Origin of the sequence: Thermobacillus sp. ZCTH02-B1, assembly GCF_002159085.1 — a bacterium.
GTDB lineage: Bacteria > Bacillota > Bacilli > Paenibacillales > Paenibacillaceae > Thermobacillus.
Genome location: NZ_LZRU01000009.1, coordinates 36,259 through 50,785 on the forward strand (window position 1 = coordinate 36,259; position 14,527 = coordinate 50,785).

Here is a 14,527-nt window from a genome sequence, read left to right on the forward strand (position 1 = left end):
AGGTTCCCGCCCCGATCGGGAGGAGGTGCGCGGGATGACGCTTCCCTACGCCTTGGAGATGCGCGGAATCCGCAAACAGTTCGGATCGCTCGTCGCCAACGACGACGTCGATTTCGCGGCGAAGACGGGCGAAGTGCACGCGCTGCTCGGCGAAAACGGCGCCGGCAAGAGCACGCTGATGTGCATGCTTTCGGGCGTGTACCGCCCGACCGCCGGCGACATCCTGATCCGCGGCCGCAAGGTGAGCATCCGCTCGCCGAAGGACGCGCTGGCGCTCGGCGTGGGCATGGTGTTCCAGCAATTCCGGCTCGTACCGACGCTGACCGCTGCGGAAAACATCATCCTCGGCGAGAAATCGTCCGTCTGGCGCGGCGCTTCCTGGATGCGGCGCAAGACGGAGGAGATCACGGCGGTCGCCGAGCGGTTCGGACTCGGGATCACCGTCGACCGTCCCGTCTGGCAGATGTCCGTCGGCGAGCAGCAGCGGGTCGAGATCGTGAAGGTGCTCTACCGGGGCGCCGACATCATCCTGCTTGACGAGCCGACCTCGGTGCTGACGCCGGGCGAGGCCGACCGGCTGTTCGAGACGCTCCTCAAGCTCCGCGCCGCGGGCAAGACGGTCATCCTGACGACCCACAAGCTTCGGGAAGTGATGGCGTTCGCCGACCGCATCTCCGTCATGCGTAAAGGAAGGATGCTGAAGACGCTGAACCGTCTCGAGACGAACGAACGCGAGCTCGCGCAGCTCATGGTCGGAAGGAACGCAACGGGAGCCGTCAGGCCCGAAGCGGGAACGCCGGGCAAGCCGCTGCTCGAGGTGGAAGGGCTGACGGTGGAGGCCGGCAGGGGCCGCACGGCGGTGCGCGGCGTGAGCTTCACGGTGCGGGAGGGCGAGATCGTCGGCATCGCGGGCGTCGCGGGCAACGGACAGTCGGAGCTCGCCGAAGCGCTGGCGGGCCTCCAGGCATGGAGCGCCGGAACGATCCGCGTCTGCGGCCGCGAATGGAAGCGGGCGTCGGTGCGGACGGCGATCGAGTCCGGCGTCTCCCTCGTGCCGGAGAACCGGATGAAGAGCGGCCTCGCGGGCAGCCTCGGCATCGTCGACAACCTGCTGATGAAGACGTACCGCGAGCCCGAGCGGTCGCGCTTCGGCCTGCTGCGCGGCCGCCGGAACCGGGAGTGGGCCCGGTCGCTCGTCGAGCGGTTCGACATCAGGGCGACCGGTCTGGACACGCCCGTCCGGCAGCTTTCGGGCGGCAACCAGCAGAAGCTGCTGCTCGCGCGTGAAGTGGACCGCGATCCGAAGCTGATGATCGCCGTCCATCCGACCCAGGGGCTCGACATCGGCGCGACGGAGAGCGTCCACCGGCTGCTGCTCGGGCTTCGCGCTTCCGGGCGCGGCGTGCTGCTCATTTCGGAAGATCTGGATGAGGTGATGCAGCTCTCGGACCGGATCCTCGTCATGTCCGGCGGCTCGATCGTCGGCGAGATGAGCCGCGAGAACGCGGACCGCGAGCGGATCGGCCTGTACATGGCCGGATTGCGCGCCGTCCCCGGGGAGGCGGCGTCATGAACGGCAAGGCGTCCGCGGCGGGCACGGAGGTCGGCCGGGCGGGCGGAGCGCGGAGGCGGACGGCGGTCCCGCGGCTGGCGATCGAATTCGATCCCGTCAGCGACCGCGTCCCGTGGTGGATGCCGATCGCCGCGGTCCTGGCCGCGCTGGCCGTCTGCGCCGCGTTCATCGCGGCGAACGGCCTGGACCCGCTGGCGGTGTACCGCAAGATGTTGACGGGCGCCTTCGGCACCCGGTTCGGCCTGACCGAGACGCTGGTCAAGACGATCCCGCTCCTGCTGTGCGGCGTCGGCGTCGCGATCGCGTACCGGATCTCGTTCTGGAACATCGGAGCGGAAGGGCAGTTTCTGGCCGGCGCGATGGCGGCCACCGCGGTGACGATCTATTGGCCGGATCTGCCCGCCGCCGCTTCGCTGCCGCTCATGACGCTGGCGGGCATCGCGGCCGGCGGCGTCTGGGGGCTGATGACCGCCGTGCCCCGCGCGTATTTCCGGGTGAGCGAGCTGATCTCGTCGCTCATGCTCAACTATGTCGCCATGCTGCTTCTCGATTATTTCGTGTTCGGCCCGTGGCGCGATCCGGGCGGGCTCAATTTCCCCGGCAGCCCGATGTTTACGGCTTCGCAGTCGCTTCCCGCGTTCGGGGGCACCCGCCTCCACTTCGGCCTCGTCTTCGCGATCGCCGCGGTGCTGCTCTACGCCTTCCTGTTCCGCTGCACGCGCTGGGGCTACGAACTGAGGCTGATCGGCTCCAATCCGGAAGCCGCGCGGAACGCGGGAATCCGCCTGAACCGGCACCTCCTGCTCGTCATGCTCGCAAGCGGCGGACTGGCCGGACTCGCCGGCATGGCGGAGGTGTCCGGCGTCGCGCACCGGCTCATGTACGGCATCTCGCCGGGCTACGGCTACACGGCGATCATCGTCGCCTGGATCGCGCGCCTTCATCCGCTCGGCCTCGTCGTCTCGGCGTTCCTGTTCGGCGGCCTGATCGTCGGCGGTTACAGCGTGCAGACGATCGGCCTTCCGTCGTCGACGTCGGAGATGCTGCAGGGCGCCGTGCTGTTCTTCGTCATCGCGGGCGCCGCGCTCGGGCGGGTCCGGATCCGCCGGGCCGGGTGAGATGACCGTGGGGACGAGGCCAAACGATCGACCGGCAAGGGGGCACCGGCCATGGAGATGATCATCCAGATCGCGGCGGCGGCCATGTCGGCCGGCACGCCGCTCCTGTTCGCCGTGCTGGGCGGCCTCCTGATCGAGCGGTCGGGCATCATCCAGCTCGGCGCGGAAGGCGTCATGCTGATGGGCGCGGTGGCCGCGGCGCTCTGCTGCATCCGCACGGGCAGCCCCGCCGCCGCGCTGGCGGCCGCGCTCGCGGTCGGCGCGACGCTCGGCCTGCTGCACGCCTTCCTGACGGTGTCGCTGCGCGTCAACCAGATCGTGAGCGGCCTTGCGCTGACGCTGTTCGGTTCCGGGCTGAGCGCCTTCCTCGGCCGCTCGATCGCCGGCCAGCCGATGCCGGGCGCCGTGCCGAAGCTCGACCTGCCGTTCCTCGAGCCGGTGCCGGCCGCCGGGGACCTGTTCGCGCATCTCGACGCGCTGACCTGGCTGAGCTTCGCGCTCGTCATCGGCATGCATCTCTACTTGTACCGCACGTCCTGGGGGCTCCATCTCCGGGCGCTCGGCGACAGCCCGCAGACCGCCGACGTGATGGGCATCCCGGTCGCGGCGTTCCGGTACGGATGCGTCATCGCCGGCACGATGCTGATCGCGCTCGGCGGGGCGGATCTCCTCCTCGTGTATGCTCCCGCCTGGATCGAGGACATGACCGCCGGCCGGGGATGGATCGCCGTCGCGCTGATCATCTTCGCCCGCTGGAATCCGCTGCGCGCGCTGCTCGCCGCCTATTTCTTCGGCGCGCTCGACGCGCTCGGCTTCCGCATCCAGCTGATCGGCAGCGACATCCCGTCGTATTTCCTGAAAATGATCCCCTACGTCGTGACGATTCTCATGCTCATGTACCTCGGCTGGCGGAACCGCGGCAAGCCTTCGGGAGCGCCGGAGTCCCTCGGCGTGCCGTATATCCGCGAGCAGCGGCTCTGAACGGATGGCGGCCTCCGGGCTGCGCGGGCGGAATTTTGCTTTCATGGGAGGCGGTGCCGCATGGTCATGGCATTCGGGACGCCGGGCCGCGATCCGGAAGTGCTCAGGCCGCGCGATCCGGCCGAGGCGTGCCGGATGAAGGCGGCGCTCGGGGCGGAAGGCGTGTTCGTCGCGGGCGGCACGCTGCTGCGCACGCAGTGGGAGTCGGGCGCGGCGAAGATGCCCGGCGCGCTCATCGATCTGACCGCGCTGCCGGCACTCGACGGCATCGCGGAGGAAGCGGGCGCTCTGGTGATCGGTCCGCTCGTCAGGCTGTCGGATCTTGTCCGGTCGGAGCCCGTCGCGGCCGGTTTTCCGCTGCTGGCCGAGGCGGTGCGGCGGATCGGCGCGCCGTCGATCCGGAATCTCGCGACGATCGGCGGCAACGTCGCGAGCCGGACCGGCGACGCGCTGACGGCGCTGCTCGTGTACGACGCCGAGCTGATCTGGCGTACGGAACGGCGGACCGAGACGATGCGCCTCGAGGACTGGCTGGCCGATCCCGGCGCGGGGGAAGGCTTCCGGCTGCTCGCGGGCATCCGGCTGAAGCGGGCGGGGGCGGCAGCCGGAGGCCGGGCCGGGAGGATCGCCGGCGGCTTCCGCAAGCTGGGCCGGCGCGAAGCGTTCATTCCGGCGCTGGTGACGGTCGCCGTTCTGGGACGTCTGACCGAAGACGGCACGCTGGCCGGCGTCCGCGTGGCGGCCGGCGGCGGATCGGCGGTTCCGTCGCGGCTGCGCGCCGCGGAGGCCGTGATCGAAGGCGCGCGGGTGAGCCCGGAAACGCTGGTCCGGCTCGGCGAAGCCGTCGCCGGCGAATACCGGCCGGCGTCCGACGCGTTCGCCGGCGCGGAGTACCGGCGGCGGGCCGCCGCCAATCTGATAGCGGCCGAATGGTTCACGCTATGCGCCCCGGACCGGAAGGAGGGGGAGCATGATCCTGACCCGTGAAACCGCGGGCGGCCGGTGGCGGATCCGACCCGACGGGCCCGGCAAGGTGACCGGCCGCCTGAAGTACCTGACCGACCTGGCGCTGCCGGGCATGTTGCACGGGGTCGTGCTGCGCAGCGCGCATCCGCACGCGCGCATCCGCGCGATCCGCACGGAGCGCGCCGCGGCGCTTCCGGGCGTGCGCGCCGTGCTGACGCACCGCGATGTGCCGGGCCTGAACGCGTTCGGCATTTCGCGGCAGGATCAGCCCGTCTTCTGCTCCGACCGCGTCCGCTACGTCGGCGACGCGGTCGCGGCCGTCGCCGCGGACACGCCCGAGATCGCCGAACGCGCGCTCGGTCTGATCGAGGTCGATTACGAGCCGCTTCCCGTGCTGGACACGCCGGAGAAGGCGCTGTCGCCGGACGCGTTGAAGCTCCATCCGCACGGCAACGTGCTGCACCGGAGCGAATACAGGCGCGGCGACGTCGACGCCGCGTTCGCCGAATGCGTCCACGTCGTGGAAGAAACCTATGTCACGCCGCGCCAGATGCACACCTATCTCGAGACGGAAGGCGGCCTGTTCGTGCCGGAGCCGGACGGCCGGCTGACCGTGTACGCGCCGACGCAGCACGGCCTGCTCGACCGGTTGCAGCTTGCCCGCATCCTCGGCGTGCCGGAGGAGGCGATCCGCGTCGTCTCCAGCCCGATCGGCGGCTCGTTCGGCGGCAAGGACGAGCTGAACATCCAGCCCTACGGCGCGCTGCTCGCGCGGGCGACCGGCCGCCCGGTCAAAATCCACCATTCCCGGCGCGAGTCGGTGCGCGCGGGACTCAAGCGGCATCCGATGCGGATCACGATGAAGACCGGCATCGACGCCTCGGGCCGGCTGCTCGCCCACCGGGTGCGGATCGTCGCCGACACCGGGCCCTACGCGACGCTCGGCGCGGAGGTGCTCAACTTCGCGACGGAGCACGTGATCGGCCCCTACCGGTATGCCAACCTCGACGTCGAGGGCGTCTCCGTCTACACGAACAACGGGATGTCCGGCGAGTTCCGCGGCTTCGGCGGCAACCAGGCGATCTTCGCGCTCGAGGGGCAGATGGACCGGCTGGCGGAGCTGGCCGGCATCGATCCGTGGGAATTCCGGCTCATCAATTTGCGCCGGATGGGAGATCCCGGACCTTTCGGGCAGCAGATCGCCCAGACGGACGGGGCGTATCAGGTGTGGGTGAAGCTGAAGGAGAGCCCGCTCTGGCGCGAGCGGGACAGCCTGAAGCGAGCCGGCGAAGCTTCCGCTTCCGCGCAGTCCGGCGGAGCCGCCCGTCCGCCGTGGATCCGCACCGGCATCGGCGCCGCGATGGTCATGCACGGCTTCGGGCTGGGCTACGGCATCCCGGATCCCGCCGCGGGCCGGCTGCGGCTCGCGGAGGACGGCCGCATCGAGGCGATCTTTGGCTACGAGGAGTTTGGCCAGGGACTGTTTGCGGCGATCGAAGCGCTCATGATCGACACATTCGGCATCGGGCCGGACGATCTCCGGATCGTCGTCGGCGACACGGACCGGGTGCCGGACAGCGGGTCGAGCACCGCGTCGCGCACGACGGCGATGATCTGGCAGGCGCTCAGGCGGATGGAGCAGCCGTTCCGGCGGAAGCTGCTCGAGGCGGCGGCGCGCCTGACCGGCCGGGCGGCGGGCGGGCTGACGCTTGCCCCCGGCGGCGTCGCGGATGCGGAAAGCGGGGTGCTGCTCATCCGGTACGCCGACCTCGCCGCGAAGGCGGAAGAGACGATCGGGGCCCAAGTGCACTTTCATTTTCCGACGACCGACCTGGAGAGGATCGGCGCGCATTTTCTGTATTCGTATGCCGCCGTCGCCGTGAAGGTGGAGGTCAACCTGCTGACCGGCCGCGTACGCGTGCTCGACCAGTACCACGCGGTGGCGGCGGGGCCGGTCGTGAATCCGATGGGATATGTCGGACAGATCGAGGGCGGCAGCGGCATGGCGCTCGGCTTTGCGCTCCTGGAGGACGCGGTCATGGAGAACGGACATTACCTCACCGGCAATCTGGACACCTATCTGATTCCGACGATCGCCGATTCCCGCGGCACGGTCGCGGTCGAGCCGGTCGAGGAGCTGCCGGAGGGCGATCCCTACGGCCCGCGCGGGATCGGCGAGATCGGCTCGGTCGGCCTCGCGCCGGCGATCGCGGAGGCGATTCATGAAGCGACGGGCGTGCGCGTAAGCCGGCTGCCGGTTGATCCGGCGCTGCTCATCCGGCGGCCGGAAGATCTGTGGAAGGCGGTGGATGGCCGATGATCGAGCGAACGAATCCGCTCCCGGCCGCGGCGGACGCCGCCGTCATTTCGTTCACGCTGAACGGGGAGCCGGTCCGACTGGCGGTTCCGCCGGCGCGGCGGCTCATCGACGTGCTGCGGCATGATCTGCTGCTCACCGGGACGAAGATCGGCTGCGAGATCGGCCGCTGCGGCGCCTGCATGGTGCTCGTGGACGGGCGGCCGGTGAACGCCTGTCTGACGATGATGTACCAGCTCGAGGGTCGCCGCGTGACGACGATCGAGGGCCTCGCGGGCGGAGCGGAGGCGTTGCACGCGGTGCAGCGGGCCTTCCTCGAGGAAGGCGGCTTCCAGTGCGGCTACTGCACGCCCGGGATGATCGTCTCGGCGGCGGCACTGCTCGCCGAGCGGCCGGATCCGACCGACGACGAGATCGTGGAGGCGCTGTCCGGCAATCTGTGCCGCTGCACCGGCTACGGCGGCATCCTGAGGGCCGTCAGGCGCGCGGTGGCGATCGGGAGGGAAGCCGATGGAACGGGCTGACGATCGGAAGAGGCATATTCGGCTGCTCCTGCGATGCGTCGAGGTGTCGATCCGGGCGCGAGCATCCGGCAACCGCCCGTTCGGCGCGCTGCTCGCCGACGCGCATGGACGCGTGCTGCTCGAGCAGGGCAACGTCGAGGTGACCGAACGGATGTGCACGGGCCACGCGGAGGCCGTGCTGGCGGCGGAAGCGTCGCGGCGGTATCCGAAGGCGCGGCTTCGGGAATGCACGCTGTATTCGACCGCGGAGCCGTGCGCGATGTGCGCCGGCGCGATTTATTGGTCCGGCATCGGGCGGGTCGTGTACGGGATCAGCGAGCGGCGGCTCGCCGAACTGACGGGCGGCGACGAGCGCAATCCGACGCTCGATCTGCCGTGCCGGACCGTCTTCGCGGCCGGCCGGCGGCCGATCGAGGTGCTCGGCCCGTTCCCGGAGGTCGAGGCGGAGACGGTCGCCGTCCATGCGGGGTACTGGTCATGACGCGGCGGCTTACGATGGCGGAGATCAACGCGCTGGACCGGGACGCCTTCGTCGCGCTGTTCGGCGGCGTCTTCGAGCATTCGCCCTGGGTGGCGGAGGCGGCCTGGCGTTCGCGGCCGTTCGCGTCGGCGGAAGCGCTCCTCGAAGCGATGCTGCGGGCGGTGCGGGAGGCTCCGGAGGGGCTGCGGACGGCGCTGATCCGGGCGCATCCGGATCTCGGCGCCCGGATCGCGATGACGGAAGCGTCGGCGGCGGAGCAGCGGTCGGCCGGCCTCGACCGGCTGACCGCGGCGGAATACGGGGAACTCGCCGCCCTGAACCGGGCTTACCGGGAGACGTTCGGTTTTCCTTTCATTCTCGCGGTGCGCGGCAAGACGAAGCGGGAGGTGCTGGCCGCGCTGCGGGAGAGGATCGGGCGGAGCGCGGACGAGGAGCGGCGCGAGGCGCTGCGGCAGATCGGGCGGATCGCCGCGTTCCGCCTCGCCGAACTGGTCGAAGGAGCGGCCGGGGGCATCGATCCGTCCGCCGCGGGTGAAGCCGGTTCGGGCGCCGGAGACGACGGCCGTCCGTCCCGCGCCGCCGCGGCGGATGCCGAAACGGCCGCCTCCGGGCCCGCGGACGAGCCGGTCGGAGGGGGTTCCGGCCGGCTGACGACCCATGTGCTCGACGTCACGCGCGGTCGTCCGGCCGCCGGCATGCGGGTCGAACTGTACCGGCTGGATGCCGTCACCGGATCGCGCCTCAAGCTGCGGGAGGTGCGGACGAACGCGGACGGCCGGACGGACGGACCGATCCTCGCGGGCCGGGATTTTGAGGCGGGCGCCTACGAGCTCGTCTTCCACGCGGGCGAATATTTCCGCGCGGCGGGCGCGGACATCGGCTTTCTGGACGAGGTGCCGGTGCGGTTCCGGATCGCCGATCCGGACGCCCATTGCCACGTGCCGCTGCTCGCCGCGCCGGGAGGCTACAGCACGTACCGGGGAAGTTAGGCAAGGAGGTTGCGCGGCAGTGGGGAGGCGGGAAGCGTGAAGCGGTTCGATCTCATCGTGCGCGGCGGCACGGTCGTGCTGCCGGACGCCGTCGCGCGGCTCGACATCGGCATCCGGGACGGGAAGATCGCGGAGCTTGAGGCCGAGCTCGATCCGGCGGACGCGGACGGGTCGGTGGACGTGTCGGGGTGCCACGTGCTGCCCGGGATGATCGACGCCCATGTCCATCTGAACGAGCCGGGCAACGGCCACTGGGAAGGGTTCGAGACCGGCTCGGCCGCACTGGCGGCCGGCGGCTGCACGACGTACATCGACATGCCGCTGAACGGCGTTCCTCCGGCGGTCACCGCGATGGCGCTGCGACGGAAGGCGGAGCTCGCCGCCGGCAGGTCCGCCGTTGATTACGCGTTCTGGGGCGGGCTCATGCCGGGCCGTCTGCACGAACTCAAGGACCTGATGGCCGCGGGCGCCGTCGCGTTCAAGGCGTTCATGTCGGAGCCGGGTGGCGCGGGAGAGGAGCGGTTCCGGGCCTCCGATGACTGCACGCTGTACGAAGGCATGGCGCGCATCGCGGAGCTGGGCGGACTCCTGGCCGTGCACGCCGAGAATGACGCGATCACGTCGGGGCTTGCGGCGAAATTCCGGGCCGAAGGCCGCGTGTCGGCGCGGGATTACGCCGCGTCGCGGCCGCCGGAGGCGGAGCTCGAGGCGGTGCATCGCGCGCTGTTCTTCGCCGAGCGCACCGGCTGCCGGGTGCATTTCGTCCACATCAGCACGGCGGAGGCGCTGCGCATGATCGACGCGGCGAAGCGGCGCGGCGTCGACGCGTCGGCGGAGACCTGTCCGCATTATCTGCTGCTGACCCTGGACGATCTGGAGCGGATCGGTCCGGTCGCGAAATGCGCGCCCCCCCTGCGGGACGAGGCGGAACGGGAGCGGATGTGGCGGATGTTGGCGGACGGATTCATCGATTTCATTTCCTCCGACCACTCGCCCTGTCCCGCCGATTGGAAAACGGTCGGTCCGGACGGCTCGTTCTTCGACGTCTGGGGCGGCATCGCCGCGGCGCAAAGCAGCCTGGAGCTCATGACGGGCGAAGGCCTGCGGCGCGGCCTGACGCTGCCCGCGATCGCGAAGCTGCTCGCCGACGGGCCGGCGCGGCGATTCGGCCTCTCGCGGAAGGGCCGGATCGCGCCGGGCTTCGATGCGGACCTCGCCGTCGTCGACCTGAACCGGAGCTACGTGCTGGAGCGGGACCATCTGCTGCAGAGCCACAAGCACAGTCCATACGTGGGATGGACGATCCGCTGCAAGGTGATGAAGACGTTCGTGCGGGGCCGGCTCGTCTATGACGAAGCGCTCGGGATCGCGGAGCCCGGGCGCGGCGCATGGCTCGTCCGGTCCGCCTGAGGCGCCGGGTCGTGCGGCGCGAATCCGGGATTGGAAAGGAGGGCGTCATCATGCTGAAACTGGATCTGGAGGCGGAATTCGCGGAATCGGTCACCGGTCTGCTGGATGAGCTGGCGATGTGCGGCGCGGAACGGAACGGCGGCGTGACGCGGCTCCTGTACACGCCTTCCTGGCTGGAGGCGCAGCGGCTGCTGGAGCGGCGGATGACGGAGTGCGGACTCACGGCGCGCTATGATTGCGTCGGCAATCTGTTCGGGAGGCTCGCGGGACGCGGATCCGAATCCGGCGTCGTGCTGACCGGTTCGCACATCGACACAGTCCGCAGCGGCGGGAAATACGACGGCGCTTACGGCATCGCCGCCTCGCTGACCGCCGTGAAGTTCCTGCACGAGAAATTCGGGCCGCCGCTCCGTCCGATCGAGGTCGTCTCGTTCTGCGAAGAGGAGGGAAGCCGGTTTCCGCTCGCCTACTGGGGATCGGGCAACGTCAGCGGCACGTTCAGCCCGGAGCTGGCGGACGGCCTCGTCGACGCGCAGGGAGTCACGATGCGCGAGGCGATGGAAGCGGCCGGATTCGGCGGAACGGGTCCGTCGGGAGAACCGCTCAGCGCGAAGCGTACCGATCTCGCCGCGTTCGTGGAGGTGCACATCGAGCAGGGCATGACGCTCGAGCGGTTCGGCGAGCGGATCGGCATCGTCGAGACGATCGCCGGCCAGCGCCGCTACGTCGTGACGGTTCTCGGCGAGGCGAACCACGCGGGCACGACGCCGATGGCGCTCCGGCGCGACGCGATGGCGGGCGCGGCGGAGATGATCGCGTTCCTCGAGCGCGCGGCGCAGAAGGCGGGCGATCCGCTCGTCGCCACGGTCGGCAGCATCGAATGCGTGCCGAACGTGCCGAACGTGATCGCCGGCTCGGCGGAGTTCACGCTGGACATCCGGCACATGTCCGAGACGCTGCTGACCGGCTTCTGCGACACCGTGCTCGGCACGTTCCGGACGATCGCGGAGCGAAGAGGCCTGAAGATCCGGGTCCGCTCCGTGCTGCACACGCGCCCGGCGCCGATGGATCCCGTACTGACGGGCCGGCTGGAGCGGATCTGCTCGTCCCGCGGCATTCCGTACCGGCGCATGATGAGCGGTGCCGGCCACGACGCGCAGATGTTCCGCTCCGTCTGCCCGACGGCCATGCTGTTCGTGCCCAGCCGGGGCGGCATCAGCCATTCGCCCGATGAGTACACGCCGCCGGAGGATCTTGCCCTCGGCACGGCCGTATTGGCGGAGCTGCTGTACGAGCTTGCCTACGGGGAGAAATGCCCATGATGACGCAACCGATCTGGCCGCCGCCGCCGCGGACGATCATGACGCCGGGTCCGGTGGAGGCGGACCCACGCGTGCTGCGCGCGATGTCGTATCCGATGCTCGGCCAGTTCGATCCGGCGTTCACGGCGCTCATGAACGAGACGATGGCGCTGCTCCGCCGGCTGTTCCGCACGTCGAACCGCCAGGCCTATCCGGTGGACGGCACCTCGCGGGCAGGTCTGGAAGCGGTGCTGGCCGGCGTCGTCGAGCCGGGCGACCGCGTGCTCGTGCCGATCTGCGGGCGGTTCGGCCATCTGCTGCACGAGATCGCGGAGCGCTACGGCGCGGACGTCCGAGTGATCGAGCGGGAATGGGGCACGGTGTTCGATCCGGAGGACATCATCCGCGCGATCCGTCAATACCGGCCCAAGGTCGTCGCCCTCGTACACGGCGAGACGTCGACCGGCCGGCTGCAGCCGCTGGACGGCATCGGCGCCGCCTGCCGGGAATACGACGCGCTGCTCGTCGTCGACGCCGTCGCGACGATCGGCGGCGTGCCGGTCAACACCGACGAGTGGCTGCTGGACGCCGTCGTGGGCGGCACGCAGAAATGCCTGTCCGTGCCGAGCGGCATGGCGCCGCTCACCTACAACGGGCGCGTCGAGCGGATCCTCGCCGCGCGCAGGCGGATCGAGCGGGGCATCCGGCCGCCGGGCGGCGGCGATTCGGAGAGACCGTTCATCCGCAGCAATTATCTTGATCTCTGCCAGCTGCAGGATTACTGGGGTCCGGAGCGGCTCAACCACCACACCGAGATGACCGCGATGCTCTACGGTCTGCGCGAAGGGGTCCGCATCGCGCTCGAGGAGGGGCTGGAGGAGCGGTTCCGGCGGCACCGGCTGCACGAGCGGGCGCTTGTCAGAGGCCTCGAGGCGATGGGGCTGACGCTGTTCGGCGACCCGGCCTGCAAGCTGCCGGTCGTCACCTGCGTGAACATTCCGGAAGGCGTGGACGGCGAATCGGTGCGCGCCATGCTGCTCGAGCGGTTCGGCATCGAGATCGCGGGTTCGTTCGGGCCGCTCAGGGGCCGCATCTGGCGCATCGGCACGATGGGTTATTCCTGCCATATGCGCAACGTGCTGCTCACGCTCGGAGGGCTCGAGGCCGTGCTCCTGCGCCACGGGATGCGCGTTCCGGCCGGCGAGGCGCTGCAGGCGGCCATGGAGGTGTACGAGGAGGAGCAGGCGGCGCAGGCCGCGCGGCAGGCTTGAGGCGGGCGGCCTTCTCCCGGGTTCCGGCATCCCGTCGGACGGACTTCCCGTGCAGTTTTCTTCGGCATGTGGTATGCTGGGGAGAACCGGGGAGGAGATGCCGTGAACCGCGATTTTGTCCGGCTGAGCGGACTGGAAGGGGAACTGAAGGTCTCGCAGAAGAAGCAGGAGTACGGCCTGACCGTCTCGACGCGGGAAATCGTTTTTCACAAACCGCACGTCAATTATGTGATCCGCTATGACGACATCGTCAGCATCGTGCCGTTCCGTCCCGACGGAAGGCGGACCAGCCTGTCGGTCCGCCGCAAGTCGGACGGCGCGGTCGAGTATGCGACGTCCCGGGCGGATGCGGACCCGTACCGGCTGTATGCGAGCCGCGTCACCGTGCACAGCCGCAGCGGGACGAGCGTGTTGGGGGCGATGCAGTTCGTGCTGCCGATTCCGCCGAAGCTGATGGCGGTGATCGCCGAGTTCAGCGGCCTGAACCGGATTCCGTGAAGGCGGCCGTTCGGCGCCTCCGGACATTTGCCGATGCCGACAAAACTTGACACCCGTTCCGTCCGTGCTATAATTCAACGCGATACACGCCGCGGCCGGCCTCCCGTCGGGGAGAGGCCGGCTGCGGCGCATGCAGCCTGGATGAAGAGGGGTCTCGGCGCGGCAATGGATGCGACACAACCGACGGAATTTCCGCTCGCGGCGTTCGGAACGGAGGCCGGGCTGCCCCGGCGCGACGCGGCTGGAATCGACGCCGGCGGCACGCTGGTCAAGATCGCGTACATCAAGGACGGCGTCGCGCGGCTGCGCAAGTTCCGGTCGGACCGGCTGGAGGAGGCGGCGGCATGGATCGGGACGGAATTGCCGGAGGCGCCGCTTTGCCTGACGGGCGGCAAGGGCGCAAAGCTGGCGGCGTTGATCGGCCGAAACACGAAGATGATGCCCGAGTTCGAGGCGACCTGCAGCGGCGTCCGCCTGCTGCTGCCGCCGGAGATCGCCGGGCGCGCCTTTCTGCTCGCGAACGTCGGCACGGGCACTTCCGTCCACGTCATCGACGGCGGACGCCAAATCCGCGTCGGCGGAACCGGGCTCGGCGGAGGCACGATCGTCGGGCTTTCCAGGCTGCTGACCGGCATCGACGACTACGACGCGATCGTTGCGGCGGCGTCGGCGGGCGACCGCGGCGTCGCCGATCTGAAGGTGCGCCATATCTATGAAGGAATGGAACCGCCGATCGACGGGGAGCTGACGGCGAGCAATTTCGGGCGTGTGCCGCCCGGCGCCGCGATCGGCGACGGACGGAACGGCACCGTCGCGCGCGAGGACGCGCTCGCTTCCGTGATCGGCATGGTCGGGGAAGCGGTGGCGACCTTGTGCGTCAGCGCCGCCGCCGCGCACGGCCTGAAGACGATCGTCTACATCGGATCGTCGTTCAACGGCAACGCACCGCTGCGCCGGGCGATCGAATCCTACACTTGCTTCCGCGGCGGGGAACCGCATTTCGTGGAGAACGGCGAGTTCAGCGGCGCGCTGGGCGCGCTGCTCCGGCTCGGCCGCCGGGCGGCGCGGGTTTGACCGGCATGCGGGCATGGGAGGAGC

The 14,527-nt window shown here is 70.0% G+C and carries 13 protein-coding genes; all 13 read left to right on the forward strand.

Annotation, left to right across the window (positions count from 1 at the left end):
* Nucleotides 1-34 precede the first annotated feature (34 nt).
* Nucleotides 35-1,573 (forward strand): ABC transporter ATP-binding protein, encoded by a 1,539-nt coding sequence (locus tag A9Z00_RS01800; RefSeq protein ID WP_296973727.1) that lies wholly within the window; start codon nt 35-37, stop codon nt 1,571-1,573.
* The gene (locus tag A9Z00_RS01805; protein ID WP_296973730.1) at nt 1,570-2,691 is read left to right on the forward strand and encodes an ABC transporter permease; all 1,122 of its coding nucleotides are present in this window, start codon (nt 1,570-1,572) and stop codon (nt 2,689-2,691) included. The genes A9Z00_RS01800 and A9Z00_RS01805 overlap by 4 nt, the downstream gene beginning before the upstream one ends.
* A 51-nt stretch (nt 2,692-2,742) precedes the next feature.
* Complete coding sequence (locus tag A9Z00_RS01810; protein WP_296973732.1) at nt 2,743-3,672, forward strand: ABC transporter permease; 930 nt, start codon at nt 2,743-2,745, stop codon at nt 3,670-3,672.
* Nucleotides 3,673-3,732: 60 nt separating this feature from the next.
* Nucleotides 3,733-4,659 carry an FAD binding domain-containing protein gene (locus A9Z00_RS01815; RefSeq protein WP_296973734.1) on the forward strand — a complete coding sequence of 309 codons (927 nt, stop codon included), beginning with the start codon at nt 3,733-3,735 and terminating at the stop codon, nt 4,657-4,659.
* The gene (pucD, locus tag A9Z00_RS01820) at nt 4,643-6,958 is read left to right on the forward strand and encodes a xanthine dehydrogenase subunit D (protein ID WP_296973736.1); all 2,316 of its coding nucleotides are present in this window, start codon (nt 4,643-4,645) and stop codon (nt 6,956-6,958) included. The genes A9Z00_RS01815 and pucD overlap by 17 nt, the downstream gene beginning before the upstream one ends.
* Nucleotides 6,955-7,479, forward strand: coding sequence for a (2Fe-2S)-binding protein (locus A9Z00_RS01825; protein ID WP_296973738.1), 525 nt, complete (start codon nt 6,955-6,957; stop codon nt 7,477-7,479). The genes pucD and A9Z00_RS01825 overlap by 4 nt, the downstream gene beginning before the upstream one ends.
* Nucleotides 7,466-7,960 carry a nucleoside deaminase gene (locus A9Z00_RS01830; protein WP_296973741.1) on the forward strand — a complete coding sequence of 165 codons (495 nt, stop codon included), beginning with the start codon at nt 7,466-7,468 and terminating at the stop codon, nt 7,958-7,960. Before A9Z00_RS01825 ends, A9Z00_RS01830 begins: the two co-directional genes overlap by 14 nt.
* Nucleotides 7,957-8,949 (forward strand): 2-oxo-4-hydroxy-4-carboxy-5-ureidoimidazoline decarboxylase, encoded by a 993-nt coding sequence (gene uraD, locus A9Z00_RS15865; RefSeq protein ID WP_483316249.1) that lies wholly within the window; start codon nt 7,957-7,959, stop codon nt 8,947-8,949. The genes A9Z00_RS01830 and uraD overlap by 4 nt, the downstream gene beginning before the upstream one ends.
* 36 nt (nt 8,950-8,985) lie before the next feature.
* On the forward strand, nt 8,986-10,359 hold the full coding sequence (allB, locus tag A9Z00_RS01845) for an allantoinase AllB (RefSeq protein ID WP_296973743.1): 1,374 nt from the start codon (nt 8,986-8,988) through the stop codon (nt 10,357-10,359).
* Between the two features lie 50 nt (nt 10,360-10,409).
* On the forward strand, nt 10,410-11,681 hold the full coding sequence (locus A9Z00_RS01850) for a Zn-dependent hydrolase (protein WP_296973745.1): 1,272 nt from the start codon (nt 10,410-10,412) through the stop codon (nt 11,679-11,681).
* A complete protein-coding gene (locus A9Z00_RS01855) occupies nt 11,678-12,931 on the forward strand; it encodes a pyridoxal-phosphate-dependent aminotransferase family protein (RefSeq protein WP_296973747.1) in 1,254 nt (417 codons plus the stop codon). The genes A9Z00_RS01850 and A9Z00_RS01855 overlap by 4 nt, the downstream gene beginning before the upstream one ends.
* A gap of 102 nt (nt 12,932-13,033) precedes the next feature.
* Entirely contained in the window at nt 13,034-13,429 is a 396-nt protein-coding gene (locus A9Z00_RS01860) for a hypothetical protein (RefSeq protein ID WP_296973749.1), read from the forward strand.
* 165 nt (nt 13,430-13,594) lie between these two features.
* A complete protein-coding gene (gene coaW, locus A9Z00_RS01865) occupies nt 13,595-14,503 on the forward strand; it encodes a type II pantothenate kinase (protein WP_296973752.1) in 909 nt (302 codons plus the stop codon).
* The last annotated feature ends 24 nt before the right edge of the window (nt 14,504-14,527 follow it).

Coding starts and splice junctions, on each gene's coding strand:
- A9Z00_RS01800 (WP_296973727.1), top strand. CDS start 35: ATGACGCTTCCCTACGCCTTGGAGATGCGCGGAATCCGCAAACAGTTC.
- A9Z00_RS01805 (WP_296973730.1), top strand. CDS start 1,570: ATGAACGGCAAGGCGTCCGCGGCGGGCACGGAGGTCGGCCGGGCGGGC.
- A9Z00_RS01810 (WP_296973732.1), top strand. CDS start 2,743: ATGGAGATGATCATCCAGATCGCGGCGGCGGCCATGTCGGCCGGCACG.
- A9Z00_RS01815 (WP_296973734.1), top strand. CDS start 3,733: ATGGTCATGGCATTCGGGACGCCGGGCCGCGATCCGGAAGTGCTCAGG.
- pucD (WP_296973736.1), top strand. CDS start 4,643: ATGATCCTGACCCGTGAAACCGCGGGCGGCCGGTGGCGGATCCGACCC.
- A9Z00_RS01825 (WP_296973738.1), top strand. CDS start 6,955: ATGATCGAGCGAACGAATCCGCTCCCGGCCGCGGCGGACGCCGCCGTC.
- A9Z00_RS01830 (WP_296973741.1), top strand. CDS start 7,466: ATGGAACGGGCTGACGATCGGAAGAGGCATATTCGGCTGCTCCTGCGA.
- uraD (WP_483316249.1), top strand. CDS start 7,957: ATGACGCGGCGGCTTACGATGGCGGAGATCAACGCGCTGGACCGGGAC.
- A9Z00_RS01850 (WP_296973745.1), top strand. CDS start 10,410: ATGCTGAAACTGGATCTGGAGGCGGAATTCGCGGAATCGGTCACCGGT.
- A9Z00_RS01855 (WP_296973747.1), top strand. CDS start 11,678: ATGATGACGCAACCGATCTGGCCGCCGCCGCCGCGGACGATCATGACG.
- coaW (WP_296973752.1), top strand. CDS start 13,595: ATGGATGCGACACAACCGACGGAATTTCCGCTCGCGGCGTTCGGAACG.